Genomic DNA, 18,300 nt, shown 5'->3' with positions numbered 1-18,300 from the left:
CATCACCCCTTGACGCCGCCAGCGGTCAACCCGCCGACGAGGTGCTTCTGGAGAGCGAAGAACAACGCCATGACCGGCGCGGAGACGACCAGCGCGCAGGCGGCGAACTTGCCCCACTCCACCTTGTACTCGCCCACGTACCGCTGGAGGGCGACGGGCAGGGTGAAGCGGGTCGGATCATTGAGCAGCGTGGCGGCGAGGACGAACTCGTTCCACGCCGTCATGAAGGAGAACAGCGCCGTCACGGCCAGCGCGGGGCGGGCCAGCGGCAGGACCACCCGGAGGAACACCTGGAGGGGCGAGGCCCCGTCCATCACCGCCGCTTCCTCCAGCTCGCGCGGCAGCGTGTCGAAATAGCCCTTCAACATCCAGATGCAGAAGGGCAGGGCCGTGGTCGCGTACACCAGGACGAGCCCGGTGAGCGTGTCCAGCAGCCGCAGCTTCTGGAGGATGCTGTAGATGGGCACCAGCATCAGCGTCGCCGGGAACATCTGGGTGACGAGCAGCGCCTGCATGCCGCCCTCCTTCCCCGGGAAGCGGAAGCGCGACAGCGCGTACGCCGCCGTCACCGCCAGCGTCAGCCCCACCACCGTGGTGGCGCCGGACACGACCAGGCTCGACAGCAACTGCCGCCCGAACAGCCAGCGGCCCTCCGCGTCCGTGCCGAAGAGCACCTCGCGGAAGTGCTCGAAGGTCACGGTCTCCGGGAACGGGTTGGCGGTGAGCGACAGCCCGTCCGTGGGAGACAGGGCCATCTTCACCACCCAGAGCACCGGGTAGAGCGTCACGATGCACATGAGGCTCAGCCCCAGGTGCACGAACGCCATCTTCAGGGCGGAGGGGCGGTTCATCCCGTCACCTCCGCGTCCGCGCGCGTCAGCCGGCGGGTGAAGGCGGACCAGCCCAGCAGCACCACGAAGATGAGCACCGAGTAGGCCGCGGCGAAGCCGTACTGCTCGTTGCGCTGGAAGGCCCAGCGGAACGCCTCGGACACGAGGATGTCCGTGCCGCCCCCCGGCTCGCCCCCCGACACCAGGTAGATGATGTTGAACATGTTGAACGTCCAAACGCTGCCCAGGATGATGGCCGGCAGCATGGCGGGCCTGAGCAGGGGCAGGGTGATGCGCCGAAGCTGCGTCCAGCGGCTGGCCCCATCCACCTCCGCCGCCTCGTACAGCTCCTGGGGGATGGATTGGAGCGCGCCGAGCGCCACCACCATCATGAAGGGGAAGCCCAGCCAGGTGTTGGTGGCCACGTTGGCGGCGAAGGCCGTGGAGAAGCGCGTGAACCAGCTCACCGGCTCCAGCCCCAGCATGACCAGCAGGCCGTTGATGGCGCCGAACTGGCGGTGGAACATGCCCTTCCACATCAGCGCGGTGATGTAGTTGGGCACCGCCCACGGGATGATGAGCAGCACCCGGTACAGGCCGCGCAGCTTGAGCAGCGGGTTCTTCAGGAGCAGCGCCAGCGCCAGGCCGATGCCCACGTGCAGCACCACGTTGACCAGCGCCCACAGGAGCGTCACCGCGAGCGTGAAGTAGAACGAGAGCGGCTCGGTGATGCGGTAGCCCCGGCTGGCCAGGATGTCGACGAAGTTGGCCAGGCCCACGAAGGTGTAGGTGCCCGCCTCGTGGTGGAAGAGGGACAGGCTCAAACCCACCGCGAACGGGATGAAGACCAGCACCCCCAGGCCCGCCGCCGCGGGGGCCAGGTACGCCGCCGCGCGCGCCACGTCCGGGTAGCGCTGCCGGAAGGGCAGGGGCGCCGCGGGGCGCCGCAGCACCCAGACGCCGCCGCCCAGCACGAGCGCCCCCGCGAGTCCCAGCCAGGGAGCGAAGCTCGCGTCGGGGGGCCGCTCGCGGTGCAGCGCGCGGTAGCGCCGGTCCGCCAACGCCCCGGCCTCCTCCGGGGCCGTGCCGCCCTGGAGGACCGCGCGCAGGGTCAGCTTCATGGGCTCCCAGACCCGCGCCATCTCCAGCGTGTTGGGCATGGGCGTGGCGTGCCGCGCGGCCTCGCGGAAGGAGGAGATGAGCACGTCGTCGCGCACCTCGGGCAACTGGTACACCGCCACGTCCGCCGGAATCTGACGGCCCTGCGTGGCGCGCACGCGCGAGGCCTCGCCCATGGAGAGGAAGCGCGCCAGTTGGTGTGCCTTCTGCGGCTGCTGCGCGCGCGAGGACACGAACGCCGCCTCCACGCCCAGGAACGGCCGCATGGGGATGCCCGTGGCGCTCACCACCGGCAGCGCCACCACGCGGTAGGGCACGGACGAGGCGACCTCCCCCGCGAACCACGGGCCGCTGATGACCATGGCCGCGCGCTCGTCGTTGAAGAGGCTCTTCACCAGCGCGCCGGACGCCTCCTGGGGGATGTAGCCGGCGTCCTGGAGCTTCTTCACGAACGTCAGCGAGCGCGCCATGCCCTGCGTCTGGAAGCTGGCCCGGCCGGAGGCGTCGAACAGCGGCCCGTCGAAGCCGAAGAGGAAGGCCGCGTGGTAGTAGAAGTCGCCGCTCTCGTACGCGAGCCCGAAGCGACCCTGCCCCGCGTCCGACAGCGTGGGCAGCAGCCGCAGCAGCTCGTCCGTGTTGGCCGGGGGCTGGGGGACGAGCCGCGTGTTGACGTAGAGCGCCAGCGACTTCAGCGACAGGGGATAGCCATAGAGCTGGCCCTCGACCTCGAGCGCCTCCACGGTGTTGGCGAAGTAGTCGCCCCGGACGATGCGGTCCGTGGTGGGGGCCACCAGCTTCTGCGCCTGGAAGTTGCGCAGCCGCTCGTGGTTGAAGAGGAAGACGTCCGGGCCGGCCCCGTGGGGGATGGCGTTGGTCAGCTTCGCGGCATAGGCGTCGTACGGCAGGGCCAGCAGCTCCACCTTCACGCCCGTCTTCTGCGTGAACAGGCCCGTGGCCTTCAGGAGCGCGGCCTCCTCGGCGCCCCGGTACGCGTGCCACAGCTTGAGCGGGGCGTCCGCCGCGTGCGCGCTCCAGGCCGCCACGAGCAGCGCCAGCGCCAGCAGCCTCCTCAAGACGCCACCCCCAGGGACTCCCGGTCCGCGGGGTGCCGCAGCGCCGTGGCGCCGTCCTCGGAGAAGACGTGCAGCGCGTCCGACATGGGCAGCAGCGACACCTTGTCACCCACCGAGACGACGGTGCCCCTGTCGAAGCGCGCGGCCACCGGGCCGGACTCCGTGGTGAGGAAGGCGTACCCGTCGAACCCCAGCCGCTCCACCGCGTCCACCGTCCCCGTCAGGGGGCCCTGGGCGGCCACGCGCAGGTCCTGCGGGCGCAGGCCCACGAGCACCCGGGCGGCGTCCGGCGACAGGTCCGCGGGGGCGGGCAGGGTGAAGCCCTTGCCCACCAGGTGCTGCCCGTCGCGCCGCGCCTCCAGGAAGTTCATCGCGGGCGAGCCGAGGAACCCCGCCACGAACCGGTTGGCCGGGCGGTTGTACAGCTCCAGCGGCGGGCCCACCTGCTGCAGCACGCCTCCGTTGAAGACGGCCACGCGGGTGGCCAGCGTCATCGCCTCCACCTGGTCGTGGGTGACGTAGATCATCGTCGCGCCCAGGCGACGGTGGAGCCGGGCCAGCTCGCCGCGCATCTGCACGCGCAGGGCGGTGTCCAGGTTGGACAGGGGCTCGTCGAAGAGGAAGACCTGGGGCTGGCGCACGATGGCCCGCCCCATGGCCACGCGCTGACGCTGGCCGCCGGAGAGCGCCTTGGGCTTGCGGTCCAGCAGGTGGCTCAGCTCCAGCATCGACGCCACCTCCGCCACCCGCTGGTCGATCTCCACCTGGGGGAACTTCCGCAGCGTCAGGCCGAAGGCCAGGTTCTCCCGCACCGTCATGTGCGGGTAGAGGGCGTAGGACTGGAACACCATCGCCACGTCGCGATCACGGGGCGGCACGTCGTTGACCCGGCGGCCGGCGATGCGCACCTCGCCCGCGTCCACCTGCTCCAGCCCGGCGATGAGCCTCAAGAGCGTCGTCTTCCCGCACCCCGAGGGCCCCACCATGACGAGGAACTCGCCCTCGCCCACCTGGAGGTCCACGCCCTTGACGATGAGGTTGGCGCCAAACGACTTCTTGATTCCGCTCAGGATGACTTCGGACAAGACGCGCTCGGAAGAGTGGGGGAGGAGTGGCCGCGCACCTTATCCGGTGCCTCGCGCTTTACCCAAACCCCCATGGTTGGGTGCAACGCGTCATTTTCGGACGATTCCCCCCGGGAGTTGCCGGTGCACGGAGGGGTGAAACGGGGGGGCCTGCCTTGTCAGCCCTCGAAGCGGCTTGTTATGGAAGACCGGTCCGGAATCCTAGAGGTCCCCCGCCCGCATGAGCACTGCCCGTTCGTTCCTCCCGAGGGGCGCGCCCCTGGTCGCCATCCTGTTCGCCCTCGGCTGCAGCGAGAGCGACTACGTCCGGCTCTACCACAGCGAGGCCCGCGCCCCGAGCTACTCCGTCGAGGACGTGGAGGGCATGCGCTACATGGGGCCGACCTTCGCGGACCAGGGGGTCAACTTCGCCCTCTACTCGGAGAACGCCACCCGGCTGGAGCTGCTGCTGTTCGACGACCCGGAGGTGACCCGGCCGTCGCGGACCTACGAGATGGTCCGCTACGGGGACGTGTGGAACGTCTACGTGGAGGGCGTGGGCCTGGGGCAGCACTACGGCTTCCGCGCCTGGGGCCCCAACTGGGAGTATGACCCCCAGTGGTTCCCCGGCGCCATCCACGGCTTCAAGGCGGACGCGGACGCCTACGGCAACCGCTTCAACCCGAACAAGCTCCTGACGGACCCGTACTCCAAGGCCCTGCACCGGGATCACGACTGGTCCAAGGGCAGCACCGCCAGCGGCCCGGCGCGCACGGAGGTGACGTACGCGGCGTCCGCCAAGAGCGTCATCACCCAGAGCAGCTACGCCTGGGGCGAGGTGGAGCGGCAGTGGCGGGACAACCGCCAGGACGAGCACTGGAAGGGGCACGGTTGGAACGACCTCATCGTCTACGAGGTCCACGCCAAGGGCTTCACGGCGGACGGGGCCAGCGGCGTGCGCTTCCCGGGCACCTACCGGGGCATGGGCGAGAAGGCGGACTACTTCAAGGACCTGGGCATCACCGCGGTGGAGCTGCTGCCCATCCACGAGAAGCCGCTGGACGGCGGCTACTGGGGCTACCAGACCATCAACTTCTTCGCGCCGGAGCTGTCCTACGCGGCGATGAAGCAGCCGCACCAGGTGGTCGACGAGTTCAAGTGGATGGTGGAGGAGCTGCACAAGCGCGGCATCGAGGTCATCGTCGACGTCGTCTACAACCACACGGGCGAGGGTGGCCTGTGGCGCGAGAAGCTGGAGACGGACGACGTGATGCCGGGCGACCCGCTGGAGTCGCTGGACCCGGCGGAGGTCGCGGGCCTGTACTCGTTCCGCGGCATCGACAACCAGGCCTACTACGGGCTCAACGGCGACCGGCGCACGTACTGGAACAACACGGGCGTGGGCAACCAGACGCGGCCCAACCACCGGCCCATGCGCAAGCTCATCATCGACAGCCTGCGCTTCTACGCGGAGGAGCTGCACGTCGACGGCTTCCGCTTCGACCTGGCGCCCATCCTGGGCGAGCGCGACCAGGACTACAACCGCTGGGACGACCCGCGGAACACGGTGCTGCAGGAGATCATCGATGACCCGGTGCTCCAGCGCTACAACACGCGCATCATCGCGGAGCCCTGGAGCGCGGGCGGCTGGTACTGCATGCCCATGGGCGAGTTCCCCAACTCGCTCACCCAGCCCGGCAACGGCTGGTACGAGTGGAACGGCCGCTTCCGCGACTGGTGGCGCGCGTTCATCAACCGGGACGACTGGAAGCTCAACTCCAACGAGGGCTCGCTGTGCGGCCGCCCCGGCTCCGCCGACGGCGCGTTCCTGATGTACGGCAGCAAGGAGTGGTACGTGCGCAACGGGCGCCGGCCGTACCACTCGATGAACTTCATCACCGTGCACGACGGCTTCACGATGTACGACCTGTTCGCGTACGACACGAAGCAGAACAAGTGCGGGCCGCTCAACCCGGTGTGCTGCGACACGCCCAACAGCCCCTTCTGCGACAAGGTCAGCGGCGAGGACCACAACCGCTCGCGCAACTGGGGCGCGGTGGGCGACGCGCGCGGGGAGAGCCTGCGCCGGCAGATGATGCGCAACGCCTTCATGGCGATGATGGTCAGCCACGGCACGCCGATGATCCTCGGCGGCGACGAGTGGATGCGCACGCAGCTGGGCAACAACAACGCCTACTCCACGCGCGCGGACAACGCCTTCAACTGGTACCAGTGGGGCGCCTACCTGGCGCGCGACGAGCGCCACCGGATGTACGAGTTCGTCAAGGCCGCCATCCGCCTGCGCAAGGAGCACGCGTACGCGTTCGCGCCGCCGGACTACGAGAAGGGCTCGCCGCTCGTCTGGAAGAGCGCGCAGGCGACGGAGGACGTGGCCTGGGACAGCAAGCAGCTCATGATGCACTACCCGGACACGTCGTACGGACCGGAGCTGGTGGTGCTCATCAACATGGAGCCGCGCGCGGTGGAGTTCACGCTGCCCGCGGGCCGCACGTGGAAGCGGCTCATCGACACGCAGGCGTACTTCGACAGCCCCGAGTACCTGTCGGCGGTGGGGCTGGACGCGCGCCAGACGGGCAACGCGTGGCTGGACGCGCCGGTGACGGTGCCGGGGGCGACCTACGGGGTGCCGGAGCGCACCATCGTCGTCCTGCGCGCGGAGTAGGGGCAGGCCGCCGAGGTGCGCTATAAGCAGGGCCCGTCCATGCGAGTCCTGCCCGCGCGCCTCGGCGCTCTCCTGCTGCTGCTCATCCCGCTCGTATCCCTGGCTGACGCCACCCGAGATCGCTTCGGCGCCGCGGGCTACTTCCGCATCATGACCCGCCCGGACTTCTCCGGTGGGTCGGGCCAACTGGGCTACTACTGGCTCTACGGCCGGCTCCTCAACGAGAGCCCCTACGGCGAGCTCAACCTGCGGCTCGACGTGCTGCAGGCCTCGCCGGGGACGGACGAGACGTGGGCGGAGGTGCACACGCGCTTCTCCGGCACGTCCTTCCGGGGCTCGGACCCGGGCAACGGCTCGTTCCTGAACTTCCGCGCGGACTACCTGTTCGTGCGCGCCGGCAACATCCTGCTGGACCGGGTGACGTGGCAGCTGGGCACGCTCGAGGACCGGTGGAACGACCTGCACATCTACGACCAGCGCCCCGCGACGCTGCTCTGGGAGACGGTGGGCCTGTCCGGCACGTACCAGGGCGACCGCTTCGACGTGCTCCTGGCGGTGGGTGACAGCGGCTACACGCTGCGTCCCCAGAAGTACAACACGGTGCTCACCGGCGCCGCGTCGTTCCGCTACCGGCTGATTCCCGGGCACCTGGAGGTCGGCGTGCGCGGCCAGCTCGGCTACGAGCCCAAGGTGCGCGGCAACCGCAACTCGCTCTACGCCTCCGACGGCATCACCTACGAGGACTACGCGCGGCGCGAGGTGGTGGCGCGCTACTTCGAGGCGAACCCGGGCCAGGAGGACCTGGTGCCCCGGCTCTCGCCGCGCAGCGCGCTGTCGTTCCGCGGCATCGGCTACCTGGGCTTCGGCAACGTGGGGCCGCTCGTCTGGGACAACCTCTACGTCACCTTCGAGCGCAAGCACCCGGAGCAGTCGTATACGGAGCGCTACCGCGACCGGGACTGGACCGTGTTCATCGCGGACCTCACGGACGAGCGCTACGAGGTGTCGCTCGGCAACGAGGCGTACATCAAGCTCATCCCCGACAAGCTCGAGGCGCTCTGGGGCGTGTGGGTGGGCTACGCCTACAACAACGACAACGCCATCAAGCCCGGCGACGACGACCGGCTCATCGCCTCCACCGTGGTGCGCCTGCAGTACTTCCTCACCGAGCGGGTGCACCTCCTGGCGGAGACGAGCATCGCCACCGAGCAGAGCCAGAACGGCAACCTGTACCGCAACCACGTGGACTCGGTCTTCACCAACACCCGGGGCGTGCCGGACTCGCGCGGCCTGGAGTACGGCGACAGCGACACGCGCAACACGTGGCAGGGCAAGGTGGGCATCGTCCTGAATCCGACGGGACGCGGCATCTACGCGCGCCCGAGCCTTCGCCTCCTCTACGGCCTGCAGTACTCCACGCAGCACGCGGCGTTCGGCAACTCCTTCGTGGACAGCCTGAACCAGTACAACACGTACGTCGGCCCCGAGCGCCACTGGCACTCGGTGGTCGCCATCGAGGCCGAGGGATGGTTCTGAGACAGCGGTGGTGTGGGGCCCTGGTGTTGTTCGCGGTGGCGACGACGGCGTGCCTCAAGCGCGCGCAGCCGCCGGTGCTGGCGCCCGAGGGCACGGTGGTGTCGGTGGCGTACATCCGGGACGACGCCGTGCGCCGGGGCACCGTGGCGGACCTCCCGGACGGCGTGAAGCAGCGCGTGGCGGAGGCGCTGGGCAAGCGCAACCTGAAGGTGGAGGTGGTGCCGTACACCCGCTACGCCACCGACTTCGCGAAGGTGACGGACAGCCAGCGGCGCTTCGCGATGCTCGAGGCGCTCACCCCCGACTCCCCGCTGCACCTGCTGGTGGAGACGCGGGTGTCGTTCTTCGGGCAGGTGGGCGGGCGCTTCTCCTGGGACGTGTCGGTGAAGACGACGGCGGGCCGCACGCCCTCGCCCATGGAGCCCACCAGCGACGAGGAGGACTACGGCGCCGCGCTCCAGTTCGACCAGCAGCGCGAGGACGACGCGCAGCTCGAGGTGTCGCGCCAGATCACGGGTCAGGCCGCGTCGCTCTTCGATTCGTTCCTCGCCTCGCCCATGCTGGTGCCCGCGACGGACGGCGGCCCGGGCGTGGCGCCGGGCCTGGACGCGCCGGCGGGCGAGGGCATCGAGCCGGGCAAGAGCACCCCGGACGAGCTGCCTCCGTCCAAGCCCGAGCCCCAGGCGCCCCCGCAGCCCCGGCCCTACCGGGGTTCGGTGTGGACGCCGCCCGCGGGCGACGCCATCTACTTCGTCCTGGTGGACCGCTTCGCCAACGGCGACCCGCGCAACGACGGCGCGGTTGACGCGAAGGACCCACAGGCCTTCCACGGCGGTGACCTCCAGGGCGTCATCGACCGGCTGGACGACCTACGGAAACTCGGCGTGCGCACGGTGTGGCTTTCACCCGTCTTCCAGATGCGCACGGAGAAGTTCTACGGCTACGGCGCCTTCCACGGGTACTGGGTGGATGACTTCGGCCGCGTGGAGCCGCGCTTCGGGGACGAGGCGCTGCTGAAGCGGCTGTCGGAGGCGCTGCGCCAGCGCGACATGCGGCTGGTGCTGGACGTGGTGCTCAACCACGTGGGCCCGGAGACGCGGCTGGTGTCGTCGAGGCCGGGGTGGTTCCACGGCCTGGGGCCCATCGAGAACTGGAGCGACCCGACGGAGCTGGTGATGCGCGACGTCCACGGGCTGCCGGACCTGGCGGTGGAGCAGGAGGAGGTCTACGCGCACCTGCTGTCGCATTCGCTGCGGTGGGTGGACGCGGTGCGGCCCGCGGGCTTCCGGCTGGACGCGGTGAAGCACCTGCCTCCGGCCTTCTGGGCCCGCTACAACGACGACGTGCGCGCCCACGCCGGGCGCGACTTCCTGCTGCTGGGGGAGCTGCTGGACGGCGACCCGGTGGCGCAGGCGCGGGTGATGAAGGAGGGGCGCTTCGGGGCGATGTTCGACTTCCCGCTCGCCTTCGCGCTGGTGGACGTCTTCTGCCGGGGCCGCTCGCCGTCGCACCTGGGGGCGCTGCTGACCAACGACCGGCTCAACCCCGCGCCGCAGGCGATGGTGACGCTCCTGGACAACCACGACCTGCCCCGGGTGATGAGCGAGTGTGGTGGGGACGTGGAGCGGGTGAAGCAGGCGCTCGCGGCGCAGTTGACGATGCGCGGCGTGCCGGCGCTCACCTACGGCATCGAGGAGGGGCTGACGGGGGCGAAGGAGCCGGACAACCGCGGGGACATGCGCTTCACGCCGGACCACCCGCTGCGCGCGTGGATTGGCCAGTGGCTGGCGATGCGGCGGGGCAGCGAGGCCCTCATGCGCGGCGAGACGATGGTGCTCGCCGCCCATGAGGACTTCTTCGCCTTCGCCCGCGTCACGCCGGACGAGGCCGTCGTCGTGGGCATCAACGCCAGCCCGCGGCCGTGGCTGTTGTTCCTGCCCGAGGCGCTGGCCGGGACGGGGCGGGGCGTCGACCCGTTCACGGGGACCGAGTCCCCGCTGGGGCGGCTGGCGGAATCGCCGCTCTTCCACGAGACGGTGGCCCCGGGGCAGGTGCGCGCGCTGCGGCTGCGGCCCGCGACGCCGGGTGGCTTCGCGGCGCTCGTGGACCGGGCGCGGGCGGGCGGGCGGGGCGAGGGGCCCCGACGGCAGGTGGTGCTCACCCCGGACGACGCGTCCGTGAGGCTGGTGGGCAGCGGGCCGGAGCTGGGCGGGTGGAAGCCCGAGCGCTCGCTGCGTCCGGAGGCCGGGGCCTTCACGCTGTCGCTGCCGGTGGGCGGGGTCTTCGAGTACAAGCTCGTGCGCGACAGCGGCCCGGGGAAGTTCACCTGGGAGGACGGCGCCAACCGCCTGCTGTACGTCTCCGAGGGCGACGCGCCCCTGCGCCAGCCGCTGGCGTGGGGGACGCCGCCGCCGAAAGAACCCATGCCGCTCCCGTCCTCCCTGCGGAGGATGGGGCCCACCCTGAGAGCCACGCAGTGAACGACCGACTCCTCCGCGCCGCGCGCCGCCAACCCACGGACACCACCCCGGTGTGGCTGATGCGCCAGGCCGGCCGCTACCTGCCCGAGTACCGGGCCATCCGCGGCAACATCGCCTTCCTGGACCTGTGCAAGCACCCGGACCTGGCGGCCGAGGTGACGGTGCAGCCGGTGACGCGCCTGGGCGTGGACGCGGCCATCATCTTCTCCGACATCCTCATCCCCGTGGAGGCGATGGGAATCACGCTGGAGCTGGGCGACAAGGGGCCGCACTTCCCGGAGCCGGTGCGCACGGCGGCGGACATCGCGCGGCTCGGCGTGCCGGACCCGGTGCAGGGCACGGGCTTCGTGGCGGAGGCCATCCGCCGCACGCGCAAGGCGCTCAACGACTCCGTGCCCGTCATCGGCTTCGCGGGCGCGCCCTTCACGCTGGCCGCGTACATGGTGGAGGGCGGCGGCTCCAAGAGCTACATCCTCATCAAGCGGCTGATGTTCGAGCAGCCCGCGCTCGCGCACCAGCTGTTCTCCAAGCTCACCGACACGCTCATCCCCTACCTGAAGATGCAGGTGGAGGCGGGCGCGAGCATCGTCCAGATTTTCGACTCGTGGGGCGGCGAGCTGTCGCCGTGGGACTACGAGCGCTTCTGCATCCCGTACCTGAAGCGCATGGTGTCCGAGCTGCAGGCCACGGGCGTGCCCGTCATCGTCTTCGGCGTGGGCATGTCCACGCACCTGTCGCTCCTGAAGGGCACGGGCGCGGACGTGGTGGGCCTGGACTGGACCCTGCCCATGGACGAGGGCCGGCGCGTGCTGGGCCCGGACGTGGCCGTGCAGGGCAACCTGGACCCGCTGCACCTGTTCCTGCCGCGCGAGGAGCTGGACGGCCGCGTGCGTGACATCCTCCGGCGCGCCGGGCCCGTGGGGCACATCTTCAACCTGGGCCACGGCATCCTCCCGCCCACGGACCCGGACGCCGCGAAGTTCGTGGTGGACGCCGTGCACCGGCACGGCGCCGCGCTGCGCGCCGGCACGCTCACGCCGTAGTCCCCACCCGAGGCGAGTGTCCGCTCCTGGACGCGGGCCTCGCACCGCGGGGAGGTGGCGCGAGCGCGCCCTCCTGGGAACAGACTCGCCCGCCCCCTCGGAGCGCGGGCCGGCGTCTGTCGGATTGTCGCGGATTGATTTTTGAGTCAATCCGACGTTGACGCGACGCAGCACCGCTCGTTAGATGGGCTTCACTCGACGTAGGAGGGTGAGGCACTCATGGCAAGCGAGAAGCGCAACGGCCACAAGCGGGTGGCCATCGTCCGCGGCCTGCGGACCCCGTTCGTCAAGGCGGGCACCGTGTTCTCCGGGCTCACCGCGCTCGACCTGGGGCGCATGGTGGTGCAGGAGCTGGTGCAGCGCTCGGACATCGACCCGAACCTCATCGACCAGCTCGTCTTCGGTCAGGTGATTCCCACGCTGACGGGGCCGTCCATCGCGCGCGAGGTGGTCATCGCGGCGGGCCTGCCCATGAAGGTGGAGGCGGTGACGGTGACGCGCGCGTGCGCGACGTCCATCCAGGCGATGACGACGGCGGCCAACGCGATTTCGGTGGGCGAGGTGGACGTGGCCATCGCCGGTGGCACGGAGGCCATGTCGGACCCGCCGGTGTTCACCAGCCGGCCGCTGGCGCACGCGCTGGCGGCGGCGTCCAAGGGGCGCTCGCTGCCGGAGAAGCTCAGGCCCTTCCAGAAGCTCAAGGCGCAGGACCTGGTGCCGGTGCCGCCCGCCATCGCGGAGTACTCCACGGGCCTGTCGATGGGGGAGAGCGCGGAGAAGATGGCGAAGGAGAACGGCATCTCCCGCGAGGAGCAGGACCGCATCGCGCTGGCGTCGCACCGCAACGCGGCGGCGGCGTGGAAGGACGGCCGCTTCGACAACGAGGTGATGCACGTCGCGGTGCCGCCGCGGTTCGACGAGACGGCGTCGCGCGACAACATCATCCGCGAGGACAGCACCCTGGAGGCGCTGGGCAAGCTCAAGCCGGTGTTCGACCGCAAGTACGGCACCGTCACCGCGGGCAACGCGTCGCCGCTGACGGACGGGGCCGCGGCGCTGCTGCTGATGAGCGAGGAGCGCGCCCGGGCGCTGGGCTACGAGCCGCTGGGCTACCTGCGCTCGCACGCCTACGCGGCCACGGACCCGGGGGACCAGTTGCTGCAGGGGCCGGTGTACGCGGTGCCCACGGCGCTCAAGCGCGCGGGCATGTCGCTGGCGGACATCGACCTGGTGGAGATGCACGAGGCGTTCGCCGCGCAGGTGGCGAGCAACCTGCAGGCGCTGGCGTCGCCCACCTTCGCGAAGAAGGCGGGCTGGAGCGCGCCGGTGGGCGAGGTGGACCGGGACCGGCTGAACGTGACGGGCGGCTCCATCGCGCTGGGGCACCCCTTCGGAGCCACGGGGGCGCGCATCGTCACCCAGGCCCTCAACGAGTTGAAGCGTCGGAACAAGAACACGGTGATGTGCACCGTCTGCGCCGCCGGCGGCCTGGGCGCCGTGGTGGTCCTGGAGCGTGCGTGATGGCCATCAAACTCGAGGCACTCGAGGCGAAGCAGGGCTTCTCCTTCCAGGTGGAGGACGGCGTCGCCGTCGTCTCCTTCGACCTGCCGGACTCCCCCGTCAACACGCTGTCACCGGAGGTGGGGAGCGCCTTCACGCTGCTGATGGAGCGCGCGGAGCGTGACGCGGACGTGAAGGCGGTGGTCTTCGTCTCCGGCAAGAAGGACAGCTTCGTCGCCGGGGCGAAGATCGACTACCTCCAGACGCTGCGCAGCGCGGAGGAGGCGGCCACGATGAGCCGCGACGGGCAGGTGGCCTTCGACCGGCTGGAGGCCTTCCCCAAGCCCGTGGTCGCGGCCATCCACGGCGCGTGCCTGGGCGGCGGGTTGGAGTGGGCGCTGGCGTGCCACTACCGCATCGCCACCGACAGCCCGAAGACGACGCTGGGTCTTCCGGAGGTGCAGCTGGGCCTGATTCCGGGCGCGGGCGGCACGCAGCGGCTGCCGGCGCTCATCGGCGCGCAGGCGGCGCTGGACCTCATCCTGACGGGCAAGAGCGTCAAGCCGTCGAAGGCGCGCAAGCTGGGCATCGTCGACGAGGTGGTGCCGGTGCCCATCCTCCGCGCCGTCGCGCTCAAGCGCGCGCGGGAGCTGGCGGAGGGCACGCTCGTGCCGGAGCGCTCGCACCAGGGCCTGAAGGCGGCGGCCACCCGCGGCAAGGGGCTGGCGGGCTTCTTCCAGGGGCTGGCGGACAAGGAGCTGTGGGCGGAGGTCGCGCTGGAGGACAACCCGCTCGGCCGCAAGCTGCTCTTCGACCAGGCGCGCAAGCAGCTGTTGAAGAAGACGCGCGGCAAGTACCCCGCGCCGGAGAAGGCGCTCCAGGTCGTGCGCGTGGGCCTGGAGTCCGGGCGCAAGGCGGGCCTGGAGGCGGAGGCCCAGGCGTTCGGCGAGCTGGTGGTGTCGGACGTGTCGCGGCGGCTGGTGGAGGTCTTCTTCGCGACGACGGCGCTGAAGAAGGAGAACGGCACCTCCAACGCCAGCGTGAAGCCGCGCGAGGTGAAGAAGGTGGCCGTGCTCGGCGGCGGGCTGATGGGCGGCGGCATCGCCTACGTGACTGGCGTGCTCCAGGGCGCGCAGGTGCGCGTGAAGGACAAGGACGACGCGGGCGTGGCGCGCGCACTGAAGCAGGTGCAGGGCATCCTCGACGAGCGCGTGAAGCGCCGCTCGCTGACGTGGCGCGAGGCGGCGGCGAAGCAGGCGCGCGTCACCGCGGGCACGGACTACAGCGGCTTCAAGTCGGCGGACCTCGTCATCGAGGCGGTGTTCGAGGACCTGAAGCTCAAGCACCGCGTGCTCGCGGAGGTGGAGGCCGTCACCGGCGACCAGGCCATCATCGCGTCCAACACGTCCAGCATCCCGATCACGGAGCTGGCCAAGGGCAGCAAGCGGCCGTCGCAGGTCATCGGGATGCACTACTTCAGCCCGGTCCACAAGATGCCGCTCCTGGAGATCATCACCCACCCGGGCACCGCGGACCGGGTGACGGCGACGTGCGTGGAGGTGGGGCGCAAGCAGGGCAAGACGGTCATCGTCGTCAACGACGGGCCGGGCTTCTACACCTCGCGCATCCTCGCGCCGTACATGAACGAGGCGGCGCACCTGCTGGGCGAGGGCGCGGACATCGCCGCGCTGGACAAGGCGCTGGTGGAGTTCGGCTTCCCGGTGGGCCCCATCACCCTGCTGGACGAGGTGGGCATCGACGTGGCCCACAAGGTGGGGCCCATCATGGAGGCGGCGTTCGGCAAGCGCATGGCGGCGCCCAAGTCGCTGGACGCGGTGGTGGCGGACGGACGGCTGGGCCGCAAGAGCCAGAAGGGCTTCTACCTCTACGAGGGCGGCAAGAAGAAGACGGTGGACCCGTCCATCTACGGGCTCCTGCCGCACGGCAAGGAGCGCCAGCACTTCGACGCGACGGAGATGGCGGACCGGCTCGTGCTGCAGATGGTGAACGAGGCAATCCGCTGCCTGGGTGACGGCATCCTCCGCAGCGCGCGCGACGGCGACGTGGGCGCCATCTTCGGCCTGGGCTTCCCGCCGTTCCTCGGCGGCCCGTTCCACTACGCGGACGCGCTGGGGCCCTCCGAGCTGCTGCGCAAGCTGGAGCACTTCCAGGACAAGCTGGGGGAGCGCTTCACGCCCGCGCCGCTGCTGGTGGACCTGGTGAAGACGGGCAAGACGTTCTACCCGCGCTGAGCGCGCGGCGCGTCATGGGAGGGGACGGGAGGGTGGCTTCCCGTCCCCGCGCTTGACCGGAGCGGCGTTCTGCGAGGAGCCTGCCGCCCGCCAATGAACCGCTCCGCGTCCCGCACCATCGCCTGGGTCAGCCTCGTCGCCGTCGTCGCCTGCAGCGCCGCCGCCGGGGCCGGGGCCTGGCGCTACTTCCACAAGGACCCGAACAACCCCGTCGTGCGCCTGGACGAGTACGTCACCATGGGGTGGGTGGCGTGGGACTCGAGCTGGTACATGCGCATCGCCCAGGAGGGCTACCAGTTCACGCCGGGGCAGCAGAGCTCGGTGGCGTTCTTCCCGCTCTACCCGCTGCTCATCCGCGCGGTGCAGACGCTGGGCCCCAACGTCTACCAGGCGGGCGTCCTCATCACGTTCCTGTGCGGCCCGCTGGCGCTGTTCCTCTTCACGCGCTGGGCCCGGCTGCTGGCGGACGAGCCCACCTCGCTCAGCGCCGGCCTGCTGATGGCGATGTACCCGTTCACGTTCTACTTCTACGGCGCCATGTACTCGGACGCGCTGTTCGTCCTGCTGGTGGTGTCGGCCTTCCTGCTGCTGGAGAAGGGGCACCTGGGGCCCGCGGTGCTGGTGGCGGCGGTGGCCACGGCGGCGCGGCCGGTGGCGCCCGCGGTGGTGCTGGGGCTGCTGGTGCGGCGCCTGGAGTGGAAGCACGCGCGGGGGCAGAAGTGGGGCGTGGTGGACTTCCTCCCCGTGCTGTCGGGGTTGGGCTTCGGCTGCTACATGCTCTACCTGTGGCACCAGTTCGGGGACCCGTTCGCCTTCGTGAAGGTGCAGGGCGCCGCGGGGTGGGACCAGCAGCCGGGCTGGCACACGTGGCTCAAGGTGAGCTGGTTCGAGCGCGTCATCCTGTCGCCCACCGACAAGCGCGAGGCCTTCCGCCTGGCCGCGCACGCCTTCTTCACCTTCCTGGCGCTGGCGCTGGTGTGGCCCACGCGCAAGCTGCTGGGCTGGGGCTATGCCGCGTACGTGCTGGCCATCGTCGGCCTGCCGGCGTGGTCCACGAAGGACTTCATGGGCATGGGGCGCTACCTGCTGTCGGCCTTCCCCGTCTTCCTCACCGGCGCGATGCTGCTGCGTGAGCGCCCGAGGCTCCTGCGCGGCGCGCTGGCGGTGGGCGCGGTGTCGCTGCTCGTGTTGTCCTGGGCCTTCGGCGCGGACTACTACATCTCATGAGCGCGCTCCTGGAGCAGGCCCTCGCGCGGTACGCCGGCCTCCCCGCCGCGGAGCGCTTCCACGTCCACGCGCGTGCCTCCTCCGCGCCGCTGCTGTCCGTGGTGGAGCGCGCGCCCAGGGGCGTGGTGGCGGACATCGGCTGTGGCCACGGGCTCCTGTCCGCGTTGCTCGCGTTGGAGGCTCCGGAGCGCGCCGTGCACGGCGTGGACCCGGACCCGCGCAAGGTGGCGTGGGCGCGGCGGGCCCTGGGGGGACTGCCGAACGTCCACCTGTCGGAGGGCACGGTGGAGACCACGCTCGCGCCCGCGCTGCCCGGGGCGTGTGACGCGGCGGTGGTCTGCGACGTGCTGTACCTCCTGCCCGAGCCACGCTGGCCCGACTTCCTGCGGACGGTGCGCGGCCTGCTCAAGCCCGGTGGCCGCTTCCTGTTGAAGGAGGTGGAGGGGGACGGCTCCTGGAAGCACCGCAAGGCGCTGGCGCAGGAGTGGGTGATGGTGTCGCTGCTGGGGCGCACGCGGGCCAGCGGCGGCATGGTGCTCAAGCCTCGCGCGGCCATGACGGCGCTGCTCTCCGGCGCCGGGTTCGACGTGCGCGAGGTGGTGGACCTGGGGCGGGGCTACACCACGCCCCACGTGCTCTACGTCGCGGAGGCGAGCGTCCCGTAGGAGTGCAGCTCGATGCCGCGCTCGGACAGCCGCGCGCGCACCCGGGGGCTGGTGAGCGCGTCCAGCTCCGCCTGCCAGCCGTAGCGCCACGCCGGGTCCTCGGGGACATGCGGGGTGCCCTCGCCGGGGTGGCACCCCAGCTCGAAGTCCCCGGAGGGCAACGCGTCCAGGGCGGACAGCAGCGCGGCCTCGTCCAGCCGGCCCGCCTCGAAGACCCCGCCCGCGCTCACCCGCCGCACGTCCGCGCGCGCCCGGGGCGCCAGCCTCGCGAGCACCGTCAGGAGCGACGTCTTCAGCGCGGGCCCGGGCGCGCGCAGCCACGGCGCGCGGGGCAGGGCGTCCGGCCAGCGCAACGGGAGGTGCTCGCGCGCGGCCAGGGACTCCACCAGGGGACGGATGCCCGGCAGCAGGTGCAGGTGCTGGTGCCCATCCAGGTGGTCGACCTCCACGCCCAGGTCGCGGGCCCGCGCCAGCTGCGCCTCCAGCTCGCGCGAGACCTCGTCCCGTCGCACCTGGCCCGTGAGCCAGGCCCGCGCGAAGTCCGCCCAGCTGGCGCGCAGCCGGCCTCCGGGGGCCACCGTGGGCACGGTGGGCGCGGGCGCGGCGGGGAGCAGCCGCGTGGACAACGCCAGGTGCAGCCCCACCGCCAGGCCCTGGGCGCGCGCGAGCGCGGCGGCCTCGGCGGCGTGGGGCCCCATGGCGAGCAGCGTGGTGCTGGTGACGATGCCCTCGCGGTGCGCGCGGAGGATGCCTGCGTCCAGCGACGGGTGCAGGCCCAGGTCGTCCGCGTTCACCACGAGGCGCGTGAGGGGGCGCGCCATGCGGAAA

The 18,300-nt window shown here is 71.1% G+C and carries 12 protein-coding genes; 8 read left to right on the top strand and 4 right to left on the bottom strand.

The features are described 5' to 3' along the window. Positions 1–2: 2 nt before the first annotated feature. Genes LZ198_RS07780 through LZ198_RS07770 form a run of 3 tightly spaced genes read right to left on the bottom strand, consistent with a single transcriptional unit; the run spans position 3 to position 4,107 of the window. Complete coding sequence (locus LZ198_RS07780) at positions 3–851, bottom strand: sugar ABC transporter permease (protein ID WP_253971249.1); 849 nt, start codon at positions 849–851, stop codon at positions 3–5. Next, a complete protein-coding gene (locus tag LZ198_RS07775) occupies positions 848–3,022 on the bottom strand; it encodes an extracellular solute-binding protein (protein WP_253971248.1) in 2,175 nt (724 codons plus the stop codon). The genes LZ198_RS07780 and LZ198_RS07775 overlap by 4 nt, the downstream gene beginning before the upstream one ends. Continuing rightward, on the bottom strand, positions 3,019–4,107 hold the full coding sequence (locus tag LZ198_RS07770; protein ID WP_253971247.1) for an ABC transporter ATP-binding protein: 1,089 nt from the start codon (positions 4,105–4,107) through the stop codon (positions 3,019–3,021). Before LZ198_RS07770 ends, LZ198_RS07775 begins: the two co-directional genes overlap by 4 nt. A gap of 220 nt (positions 4,108–4,327) precedes the next feature. Here LZ198_RS07770 and LZ198_RS07765 point away from each other — a divergent pair, with 220 nt between their 5' ends. The 8 genes from LZ198_RS07765 to LZ198_RS07730 all read left to right on the top strand — a co-directional run bounded on the left by LZ198_RS07765 (position 4,328) and on the right by LZ198_RS07730 (position 17,472). Beyond that, on the top strand, positions 4,328–6,769 hold the full coding sequence (locus LZ198_RS07765) for a glycogen debranching protein (protein WP_253971246.1): 2,442 nt from the start codon (positions 4,328–4,330) through the stop codon (positions 6,767–6,769). A gap of 39 nt (positions 6,770–6,808) precedes the next feature. After that, positions 6,809–8,305, top strand: coding sequence for a carbohydrate porin (locus tag LZ198_RS07760; RefSeq protein WP_253971245.1), 1,497 nt, complete (start codon positions 6,809–6,811; stop codon positions 8,303–8,305). Then, a complete protein-coding gene (locus tag LZ198_RS07755) occupies positions 8,296–10,785 on the top strand; it encodes an alpha-amylase family glycosyl hydrolase (protein ID WP_253971244.1) in 2,490 nt (829 codons plus the stop codon). Before LZ198_RS07760 ends, LZ198_RS07755 begins: the two co-directional genes overlap by 10 nt. Then, positions 10,782–11,828, top strand: a complete 1,047-nt coding sequence (gene hemE / locus LZ198_RS07750; RefSeq protein ID WP_253971243.1) for a uroporphyrinogen decarboxylase — start codon at positions 10,782–10,784, stop codon at positions 11,826–11,828. Before LZ198_RS07755 ends, hemE begins: the two co-directional genes overlap by 4 nt. 219 nt (positions 11,829–12,047) lie before the next feature. Next, complete coding sequence (gene fadI / locus LZ198_RS07745; RefSeq protein WP_253971242.1) at positions 12,048–13,349, top strand: acetyl-CoA C-acyltransferase FadI; 1,302 nt, start codon at positions 12,048–12,050, stop codon at positions 13,347–13,349. Beyond that, positions 13,349–15,580 carry a fatty acid oxidation complex subunit alpha FadJ gene (gene fadJ / locus LZ198_RS07740; RefSeq protein ID WP_253971241.1) on the top strand — a complete coding sequence of 744 codons (2,232 nt, stop codon included), beginning with the start codon at positions 13,349–13,351 and terminating at the stop codon, positions 15,578–15,580. Before fadI ends, fadJ begins: the two co-directional genes overlap by 1 nt. 93 nt (positions 15,581–15,673) lie before the next feature. Beyond that, positions 15,674–16,807, top strand: a complete 1,134-nt coding sequence (locus LZ198_RS07735) for a mannosyltransferase family protein (protein WP_253971240.1) — start codon at positions 15,674–15,676, stop codon at positions 16,805–16,807. Beyond that, complete coding sequence (locus LZ198_RS07730; protein ID WP_253971239.1) at positions 16,804–17,472, top strand: class I SAM-dependent methyltransferase; 669 nt, start codon at positions 16,804–16,806, stop codon at positions 17,470–17,472. The genes LZ198_RS07735 and LZ198_RS07730 overlap by 4 nt, the downstream gene beginning before the upstream one ends. On the opposite strand, the gene LZ198_RS07725 is transcribed toward LZ198_RS07730, so the two are convergent. Beyond that, positions 17,445–18,293 carry a ChbG/HpnK family deacetylase gene (locus LZ198_RS07725; RefSeq protein ID WP_253971238.1) on the bottom strand — a complete coding sequence of 283 codons (849 nt, stop codon included), beginning with the start codon at positions 18,291–18,293 and terminating at the stop codon, positions 17,445–17,447. The two genes, LZ198_RS07730 and LZ198_RS07725, sit on opposite strands and share 28 nt — an antisense overlap. Positions 18,294–18,300 lie beyond the last annotated feature (7 nt).

This window comes from Myxococcus dinghuensis, from assembly GCF_024198235.1.
Taxonomy (GTDB): Bacteria; Myxococcota; Myxococcia; order Myxococcales; family Myxococcaceae; genus Myxococcus; species Myxococcus dinghuensis.
Note: the sequence above shows the minus strand (reverse complement) of the source record. Positions and strands in the feature narration are given on the sequence as shown.

Excerpts from the sequence above, each read along its gene's own strand:
- LZ198_RS07725 (WP_253971238.1), bottom strand. The coding sequence starts at position 18,293 with ATGGCGCGCCCCCTCACGCGCCTCGTGGTGAACGCGGACGACCTGGGC.
- LZ198_RS07765 (WP_253971246.1), top strand. The coding sequence starts at position 4,328 with ATGAGCACTGCCCGTTCGTTCCTCCCGAGGGGCGCGCCCCTGGTCGCC.
- LZ198_RS07755 (WP_253971244.1), top strand. The coding sequence starts at position 8,296 with ATGGTTCTGAGACAGCGGTGGTGTGGGGCCCTGGTGTTGTTCGCGGTG.
- LZ198_RS07760 (WP_253971245.1), top strand. The coding sequence starts at position 6,809 with ATGCGAGTCCTGCCCGCGCGCCTCGGCGCTCTCCTGCTGCTGCTCATC.
- LZ198_RS07730 (WP_253971239.1), top strand. The coding sequence starts at position 16,804 with ATGAGCGCGCTCCTGGAGCAGGCCCTCGCGCGGTACGCCGGCCTCCCC.
- LZ198_RS07735 (WP_253971240.1), top strand. The coding sequence starts at position 15,674 with ATGAACCGCTCCGCGTCCCGCACCATCGCCTGGGTCAGCCTCGTCGCC.
- fadJ (WP_253971241.1), top strand. The coding sequence starts at position 13,349 with ATGGCCATCAAACTCGAGGCACTCGAGGCGAAGCAGGGCTTCTCCTTC.
- fadI (WP_253971242.1), top strand. The coding sequence starts at position 12,048 with ATGGCAAGCGAGAAGCGCAACGGCCACAAGCGGGTGGCCATCGTCCGC.
- LZ198_RS07780 (WP_253971249.1), bottom strand. The coding sequence starts at position 851 with ATGAACCGCCCCTCCGCCCTGAAGATGGCGTTCGTGCACCTGGGGCTG.